The organism is Kribbella sp. HUAS MG21 (assembly GCF_040254265.1).
In the GTDB taxonomy this organism is placed as follows: domain Bacteria; phylum Actinomycetota; class Actinomycetes; order Propionibacteriales; family Kribbellaceae; genus Kribbella.
In genome coordinates this window covers 3,948,982-3,964,440 of sequence record NZ_CP158165.1, presented here as the reverse complement: position 1 = coordinate 3,964,440, position 15,459 = coordinate 3,948,982, and the positions used below count along the sequence as shown (strand labels likewise).

Here is a 15,459-nt window from a genome sequence, read left to right as displayed (position 1 = left end):
GACCGAGAAGTCTCGGTCCGGCGGAGGTGGATGAATCGGACGAGGTCACCTCGTCAGTCTTGCACTTGCTTGAACCAGCACTCAGGCGCGCTTGCCGCAGACGGGCCAGTCGCCGTAGCCGCCGCGGGCCGCCCGGACCTTCTCGGCGATCGCGATCTGCTGCGCCTTGCTGGCCAGGTGGGCGTTCTCCGCGTAGGCGTCGCCGCCGTACGCGACCCAGGTCTGGTGGCTGAACTGCAGGCCGCCGTAGTACCCGTTGCCGGTGTTCGTCGCCCAGTTGCCGCCGGACTCGCACTCGGCGATCCGGTCCCAGGCGCTGGTGTTACCGGTGGCCGGCACGTCCGTCTCCGAGGTGGTGGTCTCGGTCGGCGTCTCCTCCGGCTTCGGCTTGGTCCCGACGACGATCTGCTCGTCGACCGGCTGGGTGACGACCTTCGACCCGACCACCTTGGTGGCGCTCAGCTTGCCGTCCAGGTAGGTGTACAGGTACGTGACGGTCTTCGAGCCGTCGGTGCCCTTGGTCGTGGTCTTCTTGGTGCCCTCGAGCAGCGTCGCCGACTTGGTCTCGTCGGTGCCGTGCTCGATGCTCAGGGTCTTGGTGACCGACTTCTGCACGACCTGCACGTAGCCGACCTTGTTCACGCCGAGCTTCAGCGGAGTGGCGGCGGCCGGGGTGATCCGGTCGTCGGCGTCCCAGCGGATCTTCGCCTGGGTCAGGGCCTGACCGACGGTGCCGGCCAGCGACTTGATCGTCACGGTCTTGCCCTGGTGCACGATCTGCACGGTCTTCGGGGTGGTGACGACGAGCTCCAGGCCCTCCCGGCCGAGCTCGGCGCTCCGGCTGGTGGACAGCTGGGCGCCCTCGTACCGCAGGCCCAGGTCGGCGAGCGCCTCGTGGACGCTGTCGGCCGTGGTCCAGTAGGCCTTCTTGGTGCCGTCGGCGATGACGGTCAGCTGGCGGCCGTACTGCACCGCGATCTCCTGGCCGTCCTTCAGCTTGGAGTCCAGGCCGGGCGCGACCACGTCGTGCGCACCGAGCTGAACTTTCTCGGCCTTCAGGGCGTCTGCCACGGTGGAGCCGAAGGTGTGCACCTTCCGCACCTCGCCGTCGACGGAGAGACTGACCGTCTTGCTCTTCGTGGCATAGGCCACGGAGCCGCCCGCGACGGCAAACGCAGCCGTCGCACCGACGGCCGCGATGATGGACTTACGCACTAACGCTCCCAGGTAGAGCTACCCGGGCACGGGGTGGGACAGCACAGGCACCGGCCGGAGACGCCGTACTGGGTGCACGGAGCCACTGGTCAACGCCGAGGGGCGTGCTGTCCGGAATCTTCCCCGATCCCGGCCAACATCACGGGACCATAACGAAGAAGACGCGGAAGTGCCAATCCCCTGTTCGGCGCGTCGCAAAAAGGTGTAACGGGGCCTTCACACGGCGTGACGGCCCCAGTGCCCCCGATGCACCACTTCCGCGGTCGTCCGGCGCCCCCGTTTCAGCGACGGCGAGCGCCTGTCCGGGGCCCGGTGACCGACCGACAGCACCCCGACCAGATCGAACCCGTCCGGTACGCCGAACTCCTCGAGCAACCGGCCCACTTTGGCCGCGGGAGCCCCGAAAAAGCAGGCTCCCAGGCCTTCGTCGACCACCGTCTGCAGCATCAGCAGTACCGCCATCCCGGTGTCGACGTACCAGTACGGCGCGGCCCAGCGGCGCTCGTCGCGATCGGTCCGGCCCTTGTCCGGTTCGGCGTATCGATCGAGGTACGCGTCCTTGTGCGCGAAGGCGAGAATCAGCAGCGGTGCGCGCCGCAGCCCTGTGACCCATTCAACATACTTCTCGTCCGGATTCTCGGCCGCGATCCGCCAGTACCGCTCCCGGTCGTCCCCCTCCAGCGTCAGGAACGCCCACCCCTGCGAGAACCCACCCGACGGCGCCCGCAACCCGTTCTCCAGGATCCGCTCCCGCACCTCGTCCGCCACCGGCCGGTCCGGGTCATAGTTCCGCACCATCCGCCGCCGCCGCACGACCTCACCGAACTCCATGCGGCCTGTCTATCAGCTACCGACTCAGCCGAGACCGGGCGCTTGCGGACCGGGCCGCGGTTCGGCCTGCTGCCCACGGGAACCGTCGTGCGGCCGTGCTGCCGCATGCTCCGTGACAGCCACCGCGCCTCGGACAGCACCGGTCGCCGGGGCCTGTCCGCTCGTGACGGCCTGCAGCCGCTGAAGGTCCGGCGAGAGCCGCGGTTGGTACTTGCGCGCAAGGGTTTCGAGCTGCCTGTCCAGCCCGGCGATCGCGTTCTGAGCTGCCTTGACGGCCTCGTCGGACTGCTGCTCGCTCTCCAGCGAGTCGTCGTCCTCGACAGCGCCGAGTCCGGACAGCGACTCGCGGAGTGGAGCGACCAACTGTCTGCGCACCTCCGCGCGGTCTTCCTCGGGCATCAGCGCCAGCTGCTCGGCGATCACCAGGTCGACCGCGACGTTCCAGCGTTGCCGCTCGTCGACACACAACAACTTCTGGGTGACCTCGTCGCCGGTCAGGCCGCTCCGCTCCGCCAGGGCCTCGTTCAGGTGGCGGGCGGCGGGCGTGTACGCGGGATAGGCGTCGAAACCCGGCTGCGCCAGGACCGCCTCCGCGGCGCTGTCCAACCCGGCCTCCGTGAAGACCTCGCTGATGACGCTGTCGAGGTTGCGGTGCGTCCAGTGCTCGACGAGGCCCTCGTCGTACGCCGTGGCCGCGTCGTCGTACGGATACGCGTCCGGTGCCGACCTGTCGGCGACCGGGGTCATCAGATGTGCGGCTTCGTGCGCCAGCGTCGCCATCGCCTGACGGAGCTGCCACGCCTCGTCGTCGATCAACGGCCGATCGAGATCCCTGGCCTTGCGTAAGGGCTCGAGGACGTGAGCGACGGACACCGACAGGCTGCCGTCCGCGAACGCGCCGCCGAGATCTTCCGGGTCCGTCTCCGCGGCCAGCTCTCCGGTCCATCGGGTCCGCCGGCCGTCGGCGCCGCCGGCTCGCCGCTCGACCGCGGCCACGACCGCGGCCACCAGCCGGTACTGCCACGACCGTGGCGAGATCTCGACGTCGTCCTCGGTCACGATCCGCTCTGCAGGCGATCGACCAGCCGGACCAGTGCCGAGTTCATCCGCAGGATCGTCAGGGACTCCCGCGGCGGCGCCTGCGCGGACAGCTCCGCGATCTCGGCCTTCGCGCGCTCGGCGTGCGCGATCCGCTCCGCCGGTGTGCCCGTGCCGCTGATCACCTGGGCCACGAGGGTGGAGGCGCGCCGGAACTGCGGGCTGCTGCCCGGACGCGGCCCGTTGATCAGTTCGGGCAGCTTCTGAACGCGGATCAAGGCCAACCGGCGCGACCGCTCGTCCTCGACCTGCTGGGCCAGCACCGTCAACCGGTCGATCTCGGCGGCGACGGTTGCCTCGTCGGCACCCTGCAGCGCGTCGGCGAGCTCCAGCAGTCGCGCGTCGAACGTCTCGAAATCCACAGGTTCACCGTAGCGACTACCAGGCTCCTCCGAAGGCTCGGTCGGCGTTGGCGTTCAGGGCGGTGCAGAGTTCGGGGACGGAGATGTTGAGGACGTCGGCCATCTTGCGGACGGTGTGCGGGATCAGGTACGACGCGTTCGGTTTGCCGCGGTACGGCGACGGGGTGAGGTACGGGGCGTCGGTCTCGACGAGGATGCGGTCGAGCGGGGTGACGGCCAGGGCGTCGCGCAGGGACTGGGCGTTCTTGAAGGTGACGACGCCGGCGAAGCTCAGGAACGCGCCGCGCTGCACGCACTCGCGGGCGAACTCGGTGTCGCCGGAGAAGCAGTGCATCACGACCCGGTCCGGGACGCCCTCGCGGTCCAGGATCCGCAGGATGTCGTCGTGCGCGTCCCGGTCGTGGATCATCAGCGTCTTGTCCAGCCGCTTCGCGAGCTCGATGTGCGCGGCGAACGACTCGTGCTGCGCGGCCTGCCCGTCCTCGCCGGTGCGGAAATAGTCGAGCCCGGTCTCGCCGATCACGCGGACCTTGTCGCTGCTCGACGCCAGCCGCTCGATCTCGGCCAGCGCACTGTCCAGCTCACCGGCCGCCTTCAGCTTCGGCGCCTCGTTCGGGTGCAGCGCCACGCCGGCGACCAGGTTCGGGTACTGCGCGGCGGCCTCGACGGCCCAGACCGCGCCGGGCAGGTCGCAGCCCACCTGCACGATCCGCGTCACCCCGACCGAGGACGCCAGCTTGATCGCCTCCGCCGGACTCAGCCAGTCGCCGTCCTCGCCGTCGGCGATGTCGAGATGACAATGCGCGTCCACCACACTCATCGGCAGCGGATCCGGCACCGCCGGCCGCTTCCGATCCCGCGACCTCCCGTCCTCCCCCACAGCAGCCCGCTCCCGAGTCGGCCGCCCGACCTCAACACCATCACCCATACGGGCCAGATTACTGAGGTCGCTGTCGCCTTCTTTCACCGCTGACCCGTTGCAGCAGGCCAGCGGCAACACAACCCGCCACCGGCGGTTGTCCACAGGTGTAGAGCCAGGCGGCAGGCGCGGGCGCGAAGTCGGCATCTTCTGGGGTATGAATCTCAAGCTGGAGTTGGTGGCCGCGCGGCGTGGCGGATGGTTCTCGCGGCGGGATGCGGTGTCGGCGGGGTACTCCGATGCGGATCTGCGCAGGTACGTCGCGACCGGCGAGTGGGTCCGGGTCACTCGCGGCGCGTACGCCGTACGCGGCATCGCGTACGAGGCTATGCCGCCGTGGGAGCAGGCCGTCTGGCTTCATGGGCTGCGGACGCGAGCGGTCTCTCACCGGCTGTGCGGACGTGCTGTGGTGAGCCATCAGTCCGCAGTGCTGCTGCACGGTGTGCGGATCGCGGAGCTGGATCTTCGCCGAGTCCATGTCACCAGGATGCGCGGCGCCGGCCGGTCCGACGGCGCGGTGTGCCAGCACGCCGCCCGCCCGCCGGTCGACGCGGTCTGCGAAGTGGACGGAGTACGGACGATCCTCGCCCCACGCGCTGTCATCGAGACCGTCCGAACCACCGATCATCGGGTTGCGGTCTCGGTCGTCGATCAGGCGCTGCGCCTGCGGATCGCCACGCTGCAGCAGCTGACGGAGTCGCTCAACCTCTTCGCCGGACGCAGCGGTTTCCGGGCGGCTGCCCGAGCGGTTGAGTTCGGCGACGGCCGAGCCGAGTCCGTCGGGGAGTCGTGGCTACGAGTCATGCTGGCAGAGCTCGGCCTACCGGCTCCCCTGCTGCAGGCTGTGATCCGCGACGAGCAGGGCACCTTCGTCGCGCGAGTCGACTTCCTGTTGGCGCAGTACGGCGTGATCGTCGAGTTCGACGGAGCCGTCAAGTACGGCGAGGGCGGCACCAGTGCGCTACTCGCGGAGAAGGCGCGCGAAGACCGCCTCCGCGACCTCGGCTACCAGGTCGTCCGCGTCACCTGGCCCGACCTGGCGGACCCCGCCGCCCTCCTCCGTCGCATCCGCCGGGCCATCGCACGCTCCGGGCCGCTGGCGGGTTGTTTCACCGCTGACGCGTTGTAACCCGCCGGCGGTCGGACAACCCGCTATCCACCCGATTCAGCGGCCTGCTTGGCCTTTTCCAGCTGCGTTTGCCACATGGACTGTGAGTGGTTGGCCTCGGCTTCGGAGTTGTTGTTGTCCTGTTCCAGTTTCAGGTGGGTGTTGCCGGTCAGGGTGTAGGTGAGGGTGTGGTAGTTGTCCGGTGTGTCGGGTTGGCCTGTCAGGGGGCTGAAGTGGGTCAGGCGGAGTTGCCGTTCCGGCTCTACCGCCAGGATTTCGCCCTTGTCCTGGTAGGGCTTGCCCTCCCATTCGCCGGTCCAGGTGATCGGGCTGCCGACCTGCCAGTCGGTCTCCACCTCGGCGCCGAACCAGACCTGCTTCAGCTCGTCCGGACTGGTCAGTACGTCCCATACCCGCGCGGCCGGAGCGTCGATGTCGATCTCGGCCACTGCTACGAATCCGGTCATCGTGAACTCCTTCCTTCCCCCGACCGTACGGTTCCCGCCCGGCATGCGCTTGTAAGAAAGCGTCAGCCGGATCGTGCACGAAGTCAGCAGCCGCGGACATGTTCGCGCCCGCCCCGCGCTTAGTAGGTTGCGTTGCGGTTCCGCCCGACCGACAGGAGCAGCCGATGACCAGAAAGTCCCGGATCAGCTCGGTTCTCGCCGTCCTCGGCCTCGCGGTGGGAGCCACCGCGCTGCCGGCCGCGACAGCAGCGAGCCCGGCGCCGATCCCCGTGCAGGTCCTCAGCCTCACCGATCTGCACGGCTACCTCTCCGAGACCGAGAACCTGACGATCGCGGGTCCGTCCGGCACCCAGCAGGTCGGCGGCGCCGGGTACCTCAAGGCCCATCTCGACAAGCTCCGGGCCGGCAAGCCGAACAGCTTCCTGATCGGCTCCGGCGACCAGTTCAGCGGCTGGCCGGACTACACGCAGGCGTTCGCGAACGAGCCGACCATCGAGGTACTGAACGCGCTCGGGATGGACTTCGACGTGGCCGGGAACCACGAGTTCGACCGGGAGTTCCCGTTCCTGCGCCGGATGACGACCGGGGCCTGCTACGGCACCCCAGGCTTCGACAGCTGCTTCAAGGACTCCACCGGCAAGAGCTTCCACGGCACCGACTACGCGTACCACGCGGCGAACGTCGTCGATCCGCGGACCAAGCGGCCGGTACTCCCGCCGTACTGGATCGCGCAGGCCGGCACGCAGCGGATCGGGTTCATCGGGCTGGGCTTCCCGGGCACGCCGCACGAGACGTTGTCGATCGAGGGCTCCGGGTTCGAGTTCCAGAGCCTGGTCGAGGGAGCGAACCGGGCCGCGGCCGAACTCAAGGCGCAAGGCGTGAACGCGATCGTGGTCAGCATGCACGAAGGCGGTCAGCAGGGCGGGCTGTACGACGAGTGCAAGAACCCGACCGGCCCGATCTTCGACGCCGCGCGGGCGATCTCCCCCGACGTCGACGTGATCCTCGGCGGCCACTGGCACACCGCGTTCAAGTGCATGATCCCGGACCCGGACGGCGTACCGCGGCCGGTGCTGGAGGCGAGCAACCACGGCCGGATCCTCGGCGAGGTGAACCTGTCGCTCGATCCGGCGACCGGCGAGGTGATCCGCTCGGCGACCACGGCGACCAACCACGCGGTCACCAAGGACCTGACGCCGGACGCGGGCATCCAGCAGATGGTGAAGTACTGGATGGACAAGTGGGCCGCGCGCCGCGAACAGCCGCTCACCAAACTCGACCGGGACCTCGACTTCGCGAAGACCGCCGAGAGCCGCACCGGCAACCTGGTCGCGGACCTCTACCGCGCCGAGGCCGACAGCGACTTCGCCCTCGTCCCCGCCGACCTGGGCGTCGACGTGATCGCCGCCGGGCTCAAGGCCGGGACGGTGACGTACGGCGCCGCGTGGCCGGTCGCCGGCATCTCGCCGATCACCACGCTCTCGATGACCGGGGCAACGGTCGAACGCGTCCTCGAGCAGCAATGGATCCCACCGGCGTACGGCTGCACCCGGCTGTCCGCGCTCGCGACGTCGGCGAACTTCCGCTACACCTACGACCTGGGCCGGCCGGTCGGCGACCGGGTGGATCCGGCCGAGGTGCTCGTCAACGGCAAGCCGTTGCAGCTCGGCAGGACCTACCAGGTCACCACCAGCGCGGCGATGCCGTTGCACGGTGCGCAGTACGGCTATCCGGGTTTCCAGCAGTACGGCGACCTCGTCCGGGCGCCGCGGATGGGCCAGGAGGTGTTCCTGAACCACCTGCGCACCCATCCGTTGCTCGAGGCACCGGCACTCGGCCGGGTGACCGCGATCCCGGGGACGCCGCCGCCCGCCGACGGCCCGTTCGGCCCGCTGAAGTTCCTGCCGCAGCACGAGATGACGGCCACGGCCACCAGCCAGGGCTCGTCCGCGTACGGCGCGGCGGCCGCGATCGACGGCAGCTGCTCGACGATGTGGCACTCGAACTGGAGTCCGCACGCCCCGCTCCCGCAGTACATCACCCTCGACCTGAAGACCCCGCGGGCGATCGAGGCGCTGGTGTACACGCCGCGCCAGGACGCCGCGGTCCCGAACGGCCGGATCTCGTCGTACGACGTCCGGACCAGCACCGACGGCACCACGTTCACGTCAGTCGTGACAGGCACCTGGGACGGCAGCGTCGACGCGAAGATCGCGCGGTTCCCGGCCGGTACGACGGCCCGCTACGTGCGGCTCGTCGGACTCGCGGGCGGCGCGGACTACGCCGCGGCGACCGAGCTCAATATAGCTCTAGCTCCGGGTTCCTAGCCGCGGCGCGGTGGGCCGTCGGGGACATGCCGTACCGGCGGCCGAACTGCCGGCTGAGGTAGTGCGGGGACTCGAAACCGACCGCGGCGGCGACCTGCGCGACGGACATGTCGGTCGCGCCGAGAAGCTCGGCCGCGCGCTGCAGCCGGAGCGCGAGGACGACGTTCATGATCGAGTCCCCCACCTGCTCCTTGAACAGGTGCGCCAGCCGGGAGACGGACACCTGCGCGAGGCCGGCAAGTGAGGAAAGCGTGTGCGGCCGCGCCGGGTCCGCAGTGATTGCCTCGAGCACCAACTGGACCCGGGCGTCGAGGTGCTGGGTCTCCCGGCGCAGGCTGGCAACCGCGGTGAGCAGCACCTCCTCGATGCCGTTCATCGTCAGCTCGGTCGCGACGCTCTTCTCCAGCAGGTGCAGCTCGGTGTCGCCGGTCGGGGACAGCCCGGCGCGCTGCGCGTCCCGGTGCAGGCGGTCGAACGCCGACACCACGCGATCGGTCTCCGACGACCTGCTGAGCCGGACGTACGACAGCCCCGGCATTGCCTGCGGCAACGACAACCACGAGTGCCACTCCCGGCGCGGCTGGAAGTGCGCCCACCAGGACTCCCAGTAGGTGCCCACGGTGCCGTAGTCGTGCGGCGTCCCGGGACTGACCAGGACGACGTCCCCGTGGCGCAGGGTCAGCGTGTTCTGGCCGATCAGGTACCGGCCCGTGCCGGACGCGGTGTAGAGCAGGTACCAGCTGCCGACGCCGTCCGGCCGGACGACCCGGTAGTCCCCGCCGCTGTGGAAGTGGCCGGTGACCAGCTTGCTCGGCGGCGGGATCTCGCTGTACAGCTCGATGAGCACCTGAGTAGCAAGATCGTGCTCGAAGTCAGCAGGCTCCGTCATGGTGGATCTCCTCGTTCGCGACCCAAGATTAGCGGCACAGCAGCAAGATCCTGCACCCGAACGAATTGAGGGATCCGTGCCATTCACCCCCGTCGCCGAGCTCGCTCACGACGCCGCCACGCTGGTCTTCGAGCACGGCTGGCAGTCCTGGAGCCCCAGCGGCTGGTACCGGCTCGACGCCCGCCCGCCGCGGCCGACCGCCCCGAACCACCACGTGATGGCGTACCGGCCTGGCGTGGACGCGGGACGGTTCCAGGGCGAGGGCCTGCTCGCGGTCGCGACCGCCGGCGAGGTCGTCGTGATCGCCGCGACCACTCCTGACGCGGTGCCGTCGATCCGCGCCGAGCTGTCCGGCGACAAGCTCGTCGTGTCGGCCGACGGCGAAGTCGCGGTGACGACCAGCACCCACGCCAACCCGAACCAGGCACTCGCCGACTGGGCCGACGCGTTCAGCGCCGGGGTCCCGCCGGTCCGGGTCTTCGGGCCGTCGTGGTGCAGCTGGTACGCATACTGGGGCAAGGTCACCGAGCGCGACGTGATGACCGACGTCCGCCAGTTCGACCAGCACGACCTGAGCGTCGACCTGGTGCTGCTCGACGAGGGCTACCAGGCCGCGATCGGCGACTGGCTCACGCCCCGGGACGACTTCGGGTCGACCGTCCGGCTCGCCGCCGACATCCGCTCCAGCGGTCGCCGCGCGGGCATCTGGGTCGCGCCCTTCCTGGTCGCGAGCGGCAGCGAGACCGCGCGCAAGCACCCGGAGTGGCTGGTCCCCGGCATCAGCGCCGGCACGAACTGGGGCCAGGAGCAACTGGTCCTCGACGTCACGCACCCAGGCGCGGCACGGCACCTCCAGGACGTGTTCACCGAGCTGTGCCGCCAGGGCTACGACCACTTCAAGCTGGACTTCGTGTACGCCGGTGCGATCGACGGCCCGCGCCACGAGCAGCTCGACGGCATCGCGGCGTACCGGCACGGGATGCGGCTGCTGCGCGAGGCCGTCGGGCCGAACCGGATCCTGCACGGTTGCGGTGCGCCGATCCTCCCGAGTCTCGGGCTCGTCGACTGCATGCGAATCTCACCGGACACCGACCCGCTGGTCGAGCCGCCGTCCGGCGACATCAGCCAGCCGGGCCAGCACGGCGCGCGGTCGACGTCGGTGGCCCGCGAGTTTCTGCACGGCCGGTTCTGGGCGAACGACTCGGACTGCCTGATCGTCCGGCCGGACGTCCAGGAACGCGAGCGCTGGGCGAGCCACATCGAGCAGGGCCCCGGGCTGCGGATGTCGAGCGACCCGATCGGCGCGCTCGACCCCTGGGCGCTCGACCGCACCCGCGAGCTGCTCGTCCCGAGCTCGCCGCGGCCGCACCCGTTGCGGAATCCCGATGCTTAGGCCCGCGCCGCGACGCACCCGCGGGATCGGCCGCGGCCGCCAGACCGCGGCGGCCTACGCCCTGCTCGCCCCGAGCCTGGTCGGCGTGCTCGGCTTCCTGCTGGCGCCGGTCGTGATCGTGCTGGTGCTCAGCCTGTTCGACTGGAAGCTGCTCGCCACCCCGGAGTTCGTTGGACTCGCCAACTACCAGAAGCTGTTCGCGGACTCCGACGTCTGGCACTCGCTGCTCGTCACCGTGTACTACGTGGTGATCTGCGTCCCCGGTACGACGATCCTCTCGCTGCTGCTGGCACTGCTGGTGGATCGCAAGCTGCGCGGGATGAAGTACTTCCGGGCGCTGCTGGTGATCCCGTGGATGGCGACGCCGGTCGCGCTCGGCCTGGTCTGGAGCTGGATCTTCGACCCGGGACGCGGCGCGCTGAACCAGTTCCTCGGCCTGTTCGGGATCGACGGTCCGGCCTGGTTGTCGTCGCCGGTGCTCGCGATGCCGAGCGTCGCGGCGGTACACATCTGGCAGTTCGCCGGGTACAACATGCTGTTCTTCCTGGCCGGCCTGCAGAACATCCCGCGGTCGTTGCGGGAGGCCTCGTCGCTGGACGGCGCCTCGCCGGTCGCGCACTTCTTCTCGATCACGCTGCCGCTGCTCCGGCCGACGATGCTGTTCGTGCTGATCACCAACGTGATCGGCTCGTTCCAGGCCTTCGACACGATCTTCGTGATGACCGAGGGCGGGCCCGGTGACAGCACCGAGGTGGCGACGTACCTGATCTACGACGAGGCGTTCCGCAAGTTCGACTTCGGCTACGCGTCGACGATCTCGGTGCTGCTGTTCGCCGTGGTGCTGGTCGCGACGATCACCCAGTTCGCGTACTTCGAGCGCCGTACGACCTATGAGGTGTCCGGATGAAACTGCGTCTCTTCACCTACGCGGTGCTGGTGCTCGGCTGCGTGTTCGCGATCTTCCCGTACCTGCTCACCGTGCTCACCGCATTCAAAGGCCCCGGGCAACTGTCGGAGACGATGCCGTGGGAGCCCGGTCTGCCTCCGAGTACGGCGGCCTTCGACCGGTTGTTCGGCTCCGGCTTCGGCGGCTACCTGGTGAACACCGCCCTCGTCACGGCCGGGATCACGCTCGGCCAGGTGGTGTTCGCGGTGCTGGCGGCGTACGCGTTCGCGCGGCTGTCCTTCCCGGGCCGAGACGCCCTGTTCTGGGTGTATTTGTCGACACTGATGGTGCCGCCGGTGGTCACCATGATCCCGCTGTACCTGATGATGCAGAAGCTCGGGCTGGTCGACACCTGGGCCGGGCTGATGCTGCCGACGATGCTCGGTACGCCGTACGCGATCTTCCTGCTCCGGCAGTTCTTCCGCGGCATCCCCGCGGACCTCGAGGACGCGGCCCGGATCGACGGCGCCGGGCGGGTCCGGACGCTGGTGTCGATCGTGCTGCCGTTGTCGAAACCGATCCTGGTCACCGTCACCACGCTGGCCGTGGTGGCGAACTGGAACAGCTTCCTCTGGCCGCTGATCATCACCAGCAGCGAGGACAAGCGCCTGCTGTCGGTCGGGATCGCCTTGTTCAAGGGGGAGATCGGCGTCGACTACAACGCCGTGATGGCGGGCAGCCTGATCGCGCTCGCCCCGCTGCTGGTGCTGTTCGTCGTCTTCCAGCGCTTCATCGTCCGCTCGGTCGCCGTTACCGGGCTCAAGTAGTACGGAGGCTCTCATGTCTTTGTCCAGAAGGACTTTTCTGATCGGCGCCGGCAGTGTGCTGGCGCTCGCCGGCTGCGGCTCGTCCGACGACAAGGCGAGCAGCAGCGGCGGCGGCAAGGTCGAGCTCGTGTACCGCCTCTGGGACGAGCAGCAGGAGGTCGGCTACAAGGCGGTGTTCGCCGCGTTCACGGCGGAGAACCCGGACATCACGGTCCGGATGGAGGTGCTGCCGTGGGACCAGTACTGGACCAAGCTCACCACCGAGCTCGCGTCCGGCAAGGCGCCCGACGTGTTCTGGCTGACCGTCGACTACTTCCCGGACTTCGCGAGCAAGGGCGTGCTCGCGCCGCTCGACGACCTGATCTCGAAGGCCGGCCTGAAGCTCGACTCGTACCACCCGAACGTCGTGCAGTCGTACAAGTTCGAGGACAAGCAGCTCGGGATGCCGAAGGACATGGGCATCGTCGGCCTGCTCTACAACAAGGACCTGTTCGCCAAGGCCGGGGTCACGATGCCGGCCGAGCTGACCTGGGCGCCGGACGGCTCCGGCAGCTTCCTCGAGGTGGCCCGCAAGCTGACCGTCGGCAGCAAGCAGTGGGGTTTCTGCTCCTGGAACCACAGCCAGACGCAGTGGCTGAACTGGATCGCCTCGAACGGCGGTCACGCGCTGGACAAGCCGTACGGCACCTTCGACTTCGCCGGCCAGAAGTCCGTCGAGGCGCTGCAGTTCGCCCGCGACCTGGTCTTCAAGTGGAAGGTGTCGCCGGACGGCACTCGGACCAACCCGCCGACCGGGCAGGCGACCGAGATGTTCTACCGCGGTGAGGTCGCGATGTTCCCGGCGAACAACGCGCTGCTGCCGTTCGCGCTGCCCGAGGTGAAGTTCCCGATCGGCGTCGCGGCGATGCCGGCCGGGCCCGCCGGGCGCACGGTGGTGATCAACGGGCTCGCGGAGACGATGTTCGCGAAGACCAAGCACCCGGACGAGGCCGGCCAGTTGGTCGCGTTCCTCGGCTCGGAGAAGGCGCAGAAGCTGATGGGCGACGCCGGGTACGTCATCCCGGCGCTGAACGACGCCGGCGCCGGGTACCAGGCGTTCTGGAAGAAGAAGGGCATCGACGTCCAGCCCTTCCTCGACTCCGCGGCCGGCAGCACCGTCAACCTGCCGATCGCGAACGGCTGGGCCGCGAAGGTGAACGAGATCAACAAGGCCGCGAACGACCTGTACCTCGACAAGGTCGGCGTCGCCGACATCGCCAGGACCATGGACAAGATCGGGAACGACCAATGAAAGAACTGACCGATTCGTACGCCGACGCGCAGGACGCCGGAGTACTGCGGGACCGGCTCGCGAGTGACGGCTACCTGTTCTTCCGGGGACTGTTGCCTGCCGATGTGGTGGGCGACGTACACGAACAACTGGCGCGGATCCTGTACGACAGCGACTGGCTGGACCGGGACGCCGATCCGCGGGAGCTGGTCGCGTCCGGGCGGGCCGTCGAGGAGGGATCGGCCGGGTTCTTCGGGACCTACACGGCGATCCAGAGCACCGAGGCGTTCCACCGGCTCGCCGTACGGCCCGAGCTGCTGTCACTGACCAGCCTGCTGCTGGGCGAGCAGACGTTCGCGCATCCCGCGCACATCTGCCGGATCGCGCCGCCGTCGCCCGGCGCGAACCCGACGCCGATCCATCAGGACTACCGGTTCATCCAGGGGTCCGTGGACACCCTCACCACCTGGCTGCCGTTGAGCGCGGCGCCGCCGGAGATCGGCGGACTGCGGGTGCTGGCCGGGTCACCGCGGCTCGGGGTCCTGCCGGTGAAGGCGTCCGACGGACCGGGCATGATGCGCGCCGAGGCCGACGAGAACCACCCGGAGTGGCGTACGACGTCGTACCAGCCCGGTGACGTGCTGCTGTTCGGGAGCCTGACCGTGCACGGCGCGATGCCGAACCGGACCAAGCGGCTGCGGTTGTCCGCCGACTTCCGCTACCAGGCGCTGAGCGCGCCGATGGCCGTCGACCTGCTCGGCACCGGCAAGCCGCACTACCACCCGGACGTGCCGGACTTCCCGACGCTGACCCGCGGCTGGACCTCGACGGACTGCGTCGAGATCCCCGCCGGGGTGACCTTCGTGGACCGCTGGGACCCGCGCGTGGACGACGTACCGACGCCGCCGTCGCGGTTCGCCTACGCCTGATGCGCGGCTATGCCTGCGGCAGGACGACGATCTTGCCGCGGGCGTGGCCGGACTCGCTGAGCTCCTGGGCCTTGGCCGCGTCGGCGAGCGCGAACGTGTCCGCGATCCGGGTGCTGAGGTTGCCGTCGGCCACCGCCTGCAGTTGCGCGTCCAGGCCAGCCCGGACCAGTTCCGGGGCGCCGGTTCCGCCGGAGGCCTGGATGCCGAGTGCGCCAGCCGTTTCCCAGTCCGCGATCGTGACGATCCGCTCGGTGCCTCCGCGCAGCTCGATCGACTCCCGCAGCCCGCCCTTTCCGGCAATGTCGAACACGGCGTCGAGACCCTGCGGCGCGGCGGCGCGGACCCGGTCCACCAGACCGTCGCCGTACTCCACCGGGACCGCGCCGACCGACCGCAGGTACTCGTGGTTCGCGGGCGACGCCGTACCGACGACGGTCAGACCGGCGGCCTTGGCGAGCTGTACGGCGACAGCGCCGACAGCACCGGCGGCGCCGTGGATCAGGATCGTCTCGCCGGACTTCAGGTCCAGCAGGTCGAGGACCCGCTGCGCGGTTTCACCGGCCACCGGGAGGCTGACCGCCTGTTCCCAGCTGACGCCGGCGGGCTTCCGCGTGATGTTGCCGGCGATCGCGTGTTCGGCGTACGCGCCGCCCACGGACCAGCCGACCACCTCGTCGCCGACGGCGAACTCGGCGCCGTCACCGACCTGGTCCACCACGCCCGCCACTTCGAAACCAGGGATCTGGGGCAGCTTCGCCTTGGTCAGCCCGCGGCGCACCTTGTAGTCGTACGGGTTCACCCCCGCCGCCCGCACCTGGATCCGCACCTGGCCGGGACCGGCCTGCGGCTCCGGGACGTCCCGCACCTCCAGCACCTCGGGACCGCCGAACTCCTCGAACACCACAGCCCGCATACCGCCGCCTCCGTCGTTGGATGAT

The 15,459-nt window shown here is 69.4% G+C and carries 15 protein-coding genes and 1 pseudogene; 7 read left to right on the top strand and 9 right to left on the bottom strand.

Going from position 1 to position 15,459, the window contains the following annotated elements; translation table 11 throughout:
- Positions 1 to 81: 81 nt before the first annotated feature.
- The 5 genes from ABN611_RS19485 to ABN611_RS19465 form a co-directional block, all read right to left on the bottom strand.
- Positions 82 to 1,215, bottom strand: a complete 1,134-nt coding sequence (locus tag ABN611_RS19485; protein ID WP_350281315.1) for a ubiquitin-like domain-containing protein — start codon at positions 1,213 to 1,215, stop codon at positions 82 to 84.
- Between the two features lie 216 nt (positions 1,216 to 1,431).
- A complete protein-coding gene (locus ABN611_RS19480) occupies positions 1,432 to 2,046 on the bottom strand; it encodes a nitroreductase family protein (protein ID WP_350281314.1) in 615 nt (204 codons plus the stop codon).
- A gap of 24 nt (positions 2,047 to 2,070) precedes the next feature.
- A complete protein-coding gene (locus ABN611_RS19475) occupies positions 2,071 to 3,105 on the bottom strand; it encodes a hypothetical protein (RefSeq protein WP_350281313.1) in 1,035 nt (344 codons plus the stop codon).
- Positions 3,102 to 3,506, bottom strand: coding sequence for a hypothetical protein (locus tag ABN611_RS19470; RefSeq protein ID WP_350281312.1), 405 nt, complete (start codon positions 3,504 to 3,506; stop codon positions 3,102 to 3,104). The genes ABN611_RS19475 and ABN611_RS19470 overlap by 4 nt, the downstream gene beginning before the upstream one ends.
- 16 nt (positions 3,507 to 3,522) lie before the next feature.
- Positions 3,523 to 4,434, bottom strand: a complete 912-nt coding sequence (locus tag ABN611_RS19465) for a TatD family hydrolase (protein ID WP_350281311.1) — start codon at positions 4,432 to 4,434, stop codon at positions 3,523 to 3,525.
- A gap of 148 nt (positions 4,435 to 4,582) precedes the next feature.
- Between ABN611_RS19465 and ABN611_RS19460 the strand changes: the two genes are divergently transcribed.
- Positions 4,583 to 5,554 carry a type IV toxin-antitoxin system AbiEi family antitoxin domain-containing protein gene (locus tag ABN611_RS19460; protein ID WP_350281310.1) on the top strand — a complete coding sequence of 324 codons (972 nt, stop codon included), beginning with the start codon at positions 4,583 to 4,585 and terminating at the stop codon, positions 5,552 to 5,554.
- 23 nt (positions 5,555 to 5,577) lie between these two features.
- On the opposite strand, the gene ABN611_RS19455 is transcribed toward ABN611_RS19460, so the two are convergent.
- Positions 5,578 to 5,982: an SRPBCC domain-containing protein gene (locus tag ABN611_RS19455; protein WP_350281309.1), complete on the bottom strand. Its 405-nt coding sequence runs from the start codon at positions 5,980 to 5,982 to the stop codon at positions 5,578 to 5,580.
- A 182-nt stretch (positions 5,983 to 6,164) separates the two neighbouring features.
- Here ABN611_RS19455 and ABN611_RS19450 point away from each other — a divergent pair, with 182 nt between their 5' ends.
- Complete coding sequence (locus ABN611_RS19450) at positions 6,165 to 8,327, top strand: discoidin domain-containing protein (RefSeq protein ID WP_350281308.1); 2,163 nt, start codon at positions 6,165 to 6,167, stop codon at positions 8,325 to 8,327.
- On the opposite strand, the gene ABN611_RS19445 is transcribed toward ABN611_RS19450, so the two are convergent.
- Positions 8,299 to 9,216 (bottom strand): helix-turn-helix domain-containing protein, encoded by a 918-nt coding sequence (locus ABN611_RS19445; RefSeq protein WP_350281307.1) that lies wholly within the window; start codon positions 9,214 to 9,216, stop codon positions 8,299 to 8,301. The two genes, ABN611_RS19450 and ABN611_RS19445, sit on opposite strands and share 29 nt — an antisense overlap.
- Before the next feature lie 76 nt (positions 9,217 to 9,292).
- On the opposite strand from ABN611_RS19445, the gene ABN611_RS19440 reads away from it, so the two are divergent.
- The 5 genes and pseudogenes from ABN611_RS19440 to ABN611_RS19420 all read left to right on the top strand — a co-directional run.
- Positions 9,293 to 10,609, top strand: coding sequence for a glycoside hydrolase family 36 protein (locus ABN611_RS19440; RefSeq protein WP_350281306.1), 1,317 nt, complete (start codon positions 9,293 to 9,295; stop codon positions 10,607 to 10,609).
- A complete protein-coding gene (locus ABN611_RS19435) occupies positions 10,602 to 11,516 on the top strand; it encodes a sugar ABC transporter permease (protein WP_350281305.1) in 915 nt (304 codons plus the stop codon). Before ABN611_RS19440 ends, ABN611_RS19435 begins: the two co-directional genes overlap by 8 nt.
- Complete coding sequence (locus ABN611_RS19430) at positions 11,513 to 12,322, top strand: carbohydrate ABC transporter permease (RefSeq protein ID WP_350281304.1); 810 nt, start codon at positions 11,513 to 11,515, stop codon at positions 12,320 to 12,322. The genes ABN611_RS19435 and ABN611_RS19430 overlap by 4 nt, the downstream gene beginning before the upstream one ends.
- A gap of 13 nt (positions 12,323 to 12,335) precedes the next feature.
- The gene (locus ABN611_RS19425) at positions 12,336 to 13,613 is read left to right on the top strand and encodes a sugar ABC transporter substrate-binding protein (RefSeq protein ID WP_350281303.1); all 1,278 of its coding nucleotides are present in this window, start codon (positions 12,336 to 12,338) and stop codon (positions 13,611 to 13,613) included.
- Positions 13,610 to 14,233, top strand: a pseudogene (locus ABN611_RS19420) (phytanoyl-CoA dioxygenase family protein); the annotation flags it as partial. The gene ABN611_RS19425 and the pseudogene ABN611_RS19420, both read left to right, overlap by 4 nt.
- Positions 14,234 to 14,310: 77 nt before the next feature.
- Here ABN611_RS19420 and ABN611_RS19415 read toward each other — a convergent pair.
- Together ABN611_RS19415 and ABN611_RS19410 are read right to left on the bottom strand one after the other, a co-directional pair.
- Positions 14,311 to 14,355: a hypothetical protein gene (locus ABN611_RS19415; protein ID WP_350281658.1), complete on the bottom strand. Its 45-nt coding sequence runs from the start codon at positions 14,353 to 14,355 to the stop codon at positions 14,311 to 14,313.
- A gap of 173 nt (positions 14,356 to 14,528) precedes the next feature.
- A complete protein-coding gene (locus ABN611_RS19410; protein ID WP_350281302.1) occupies positions 14,529 to 15,434 on the bottom strand; it encodes an NADP-dependent oxidoreductase in 906 nt (301 codons plus the stop codon).
- Between the last annotated feature and the right edge of the window lie 25 nt (positions 15,435 to 15,459).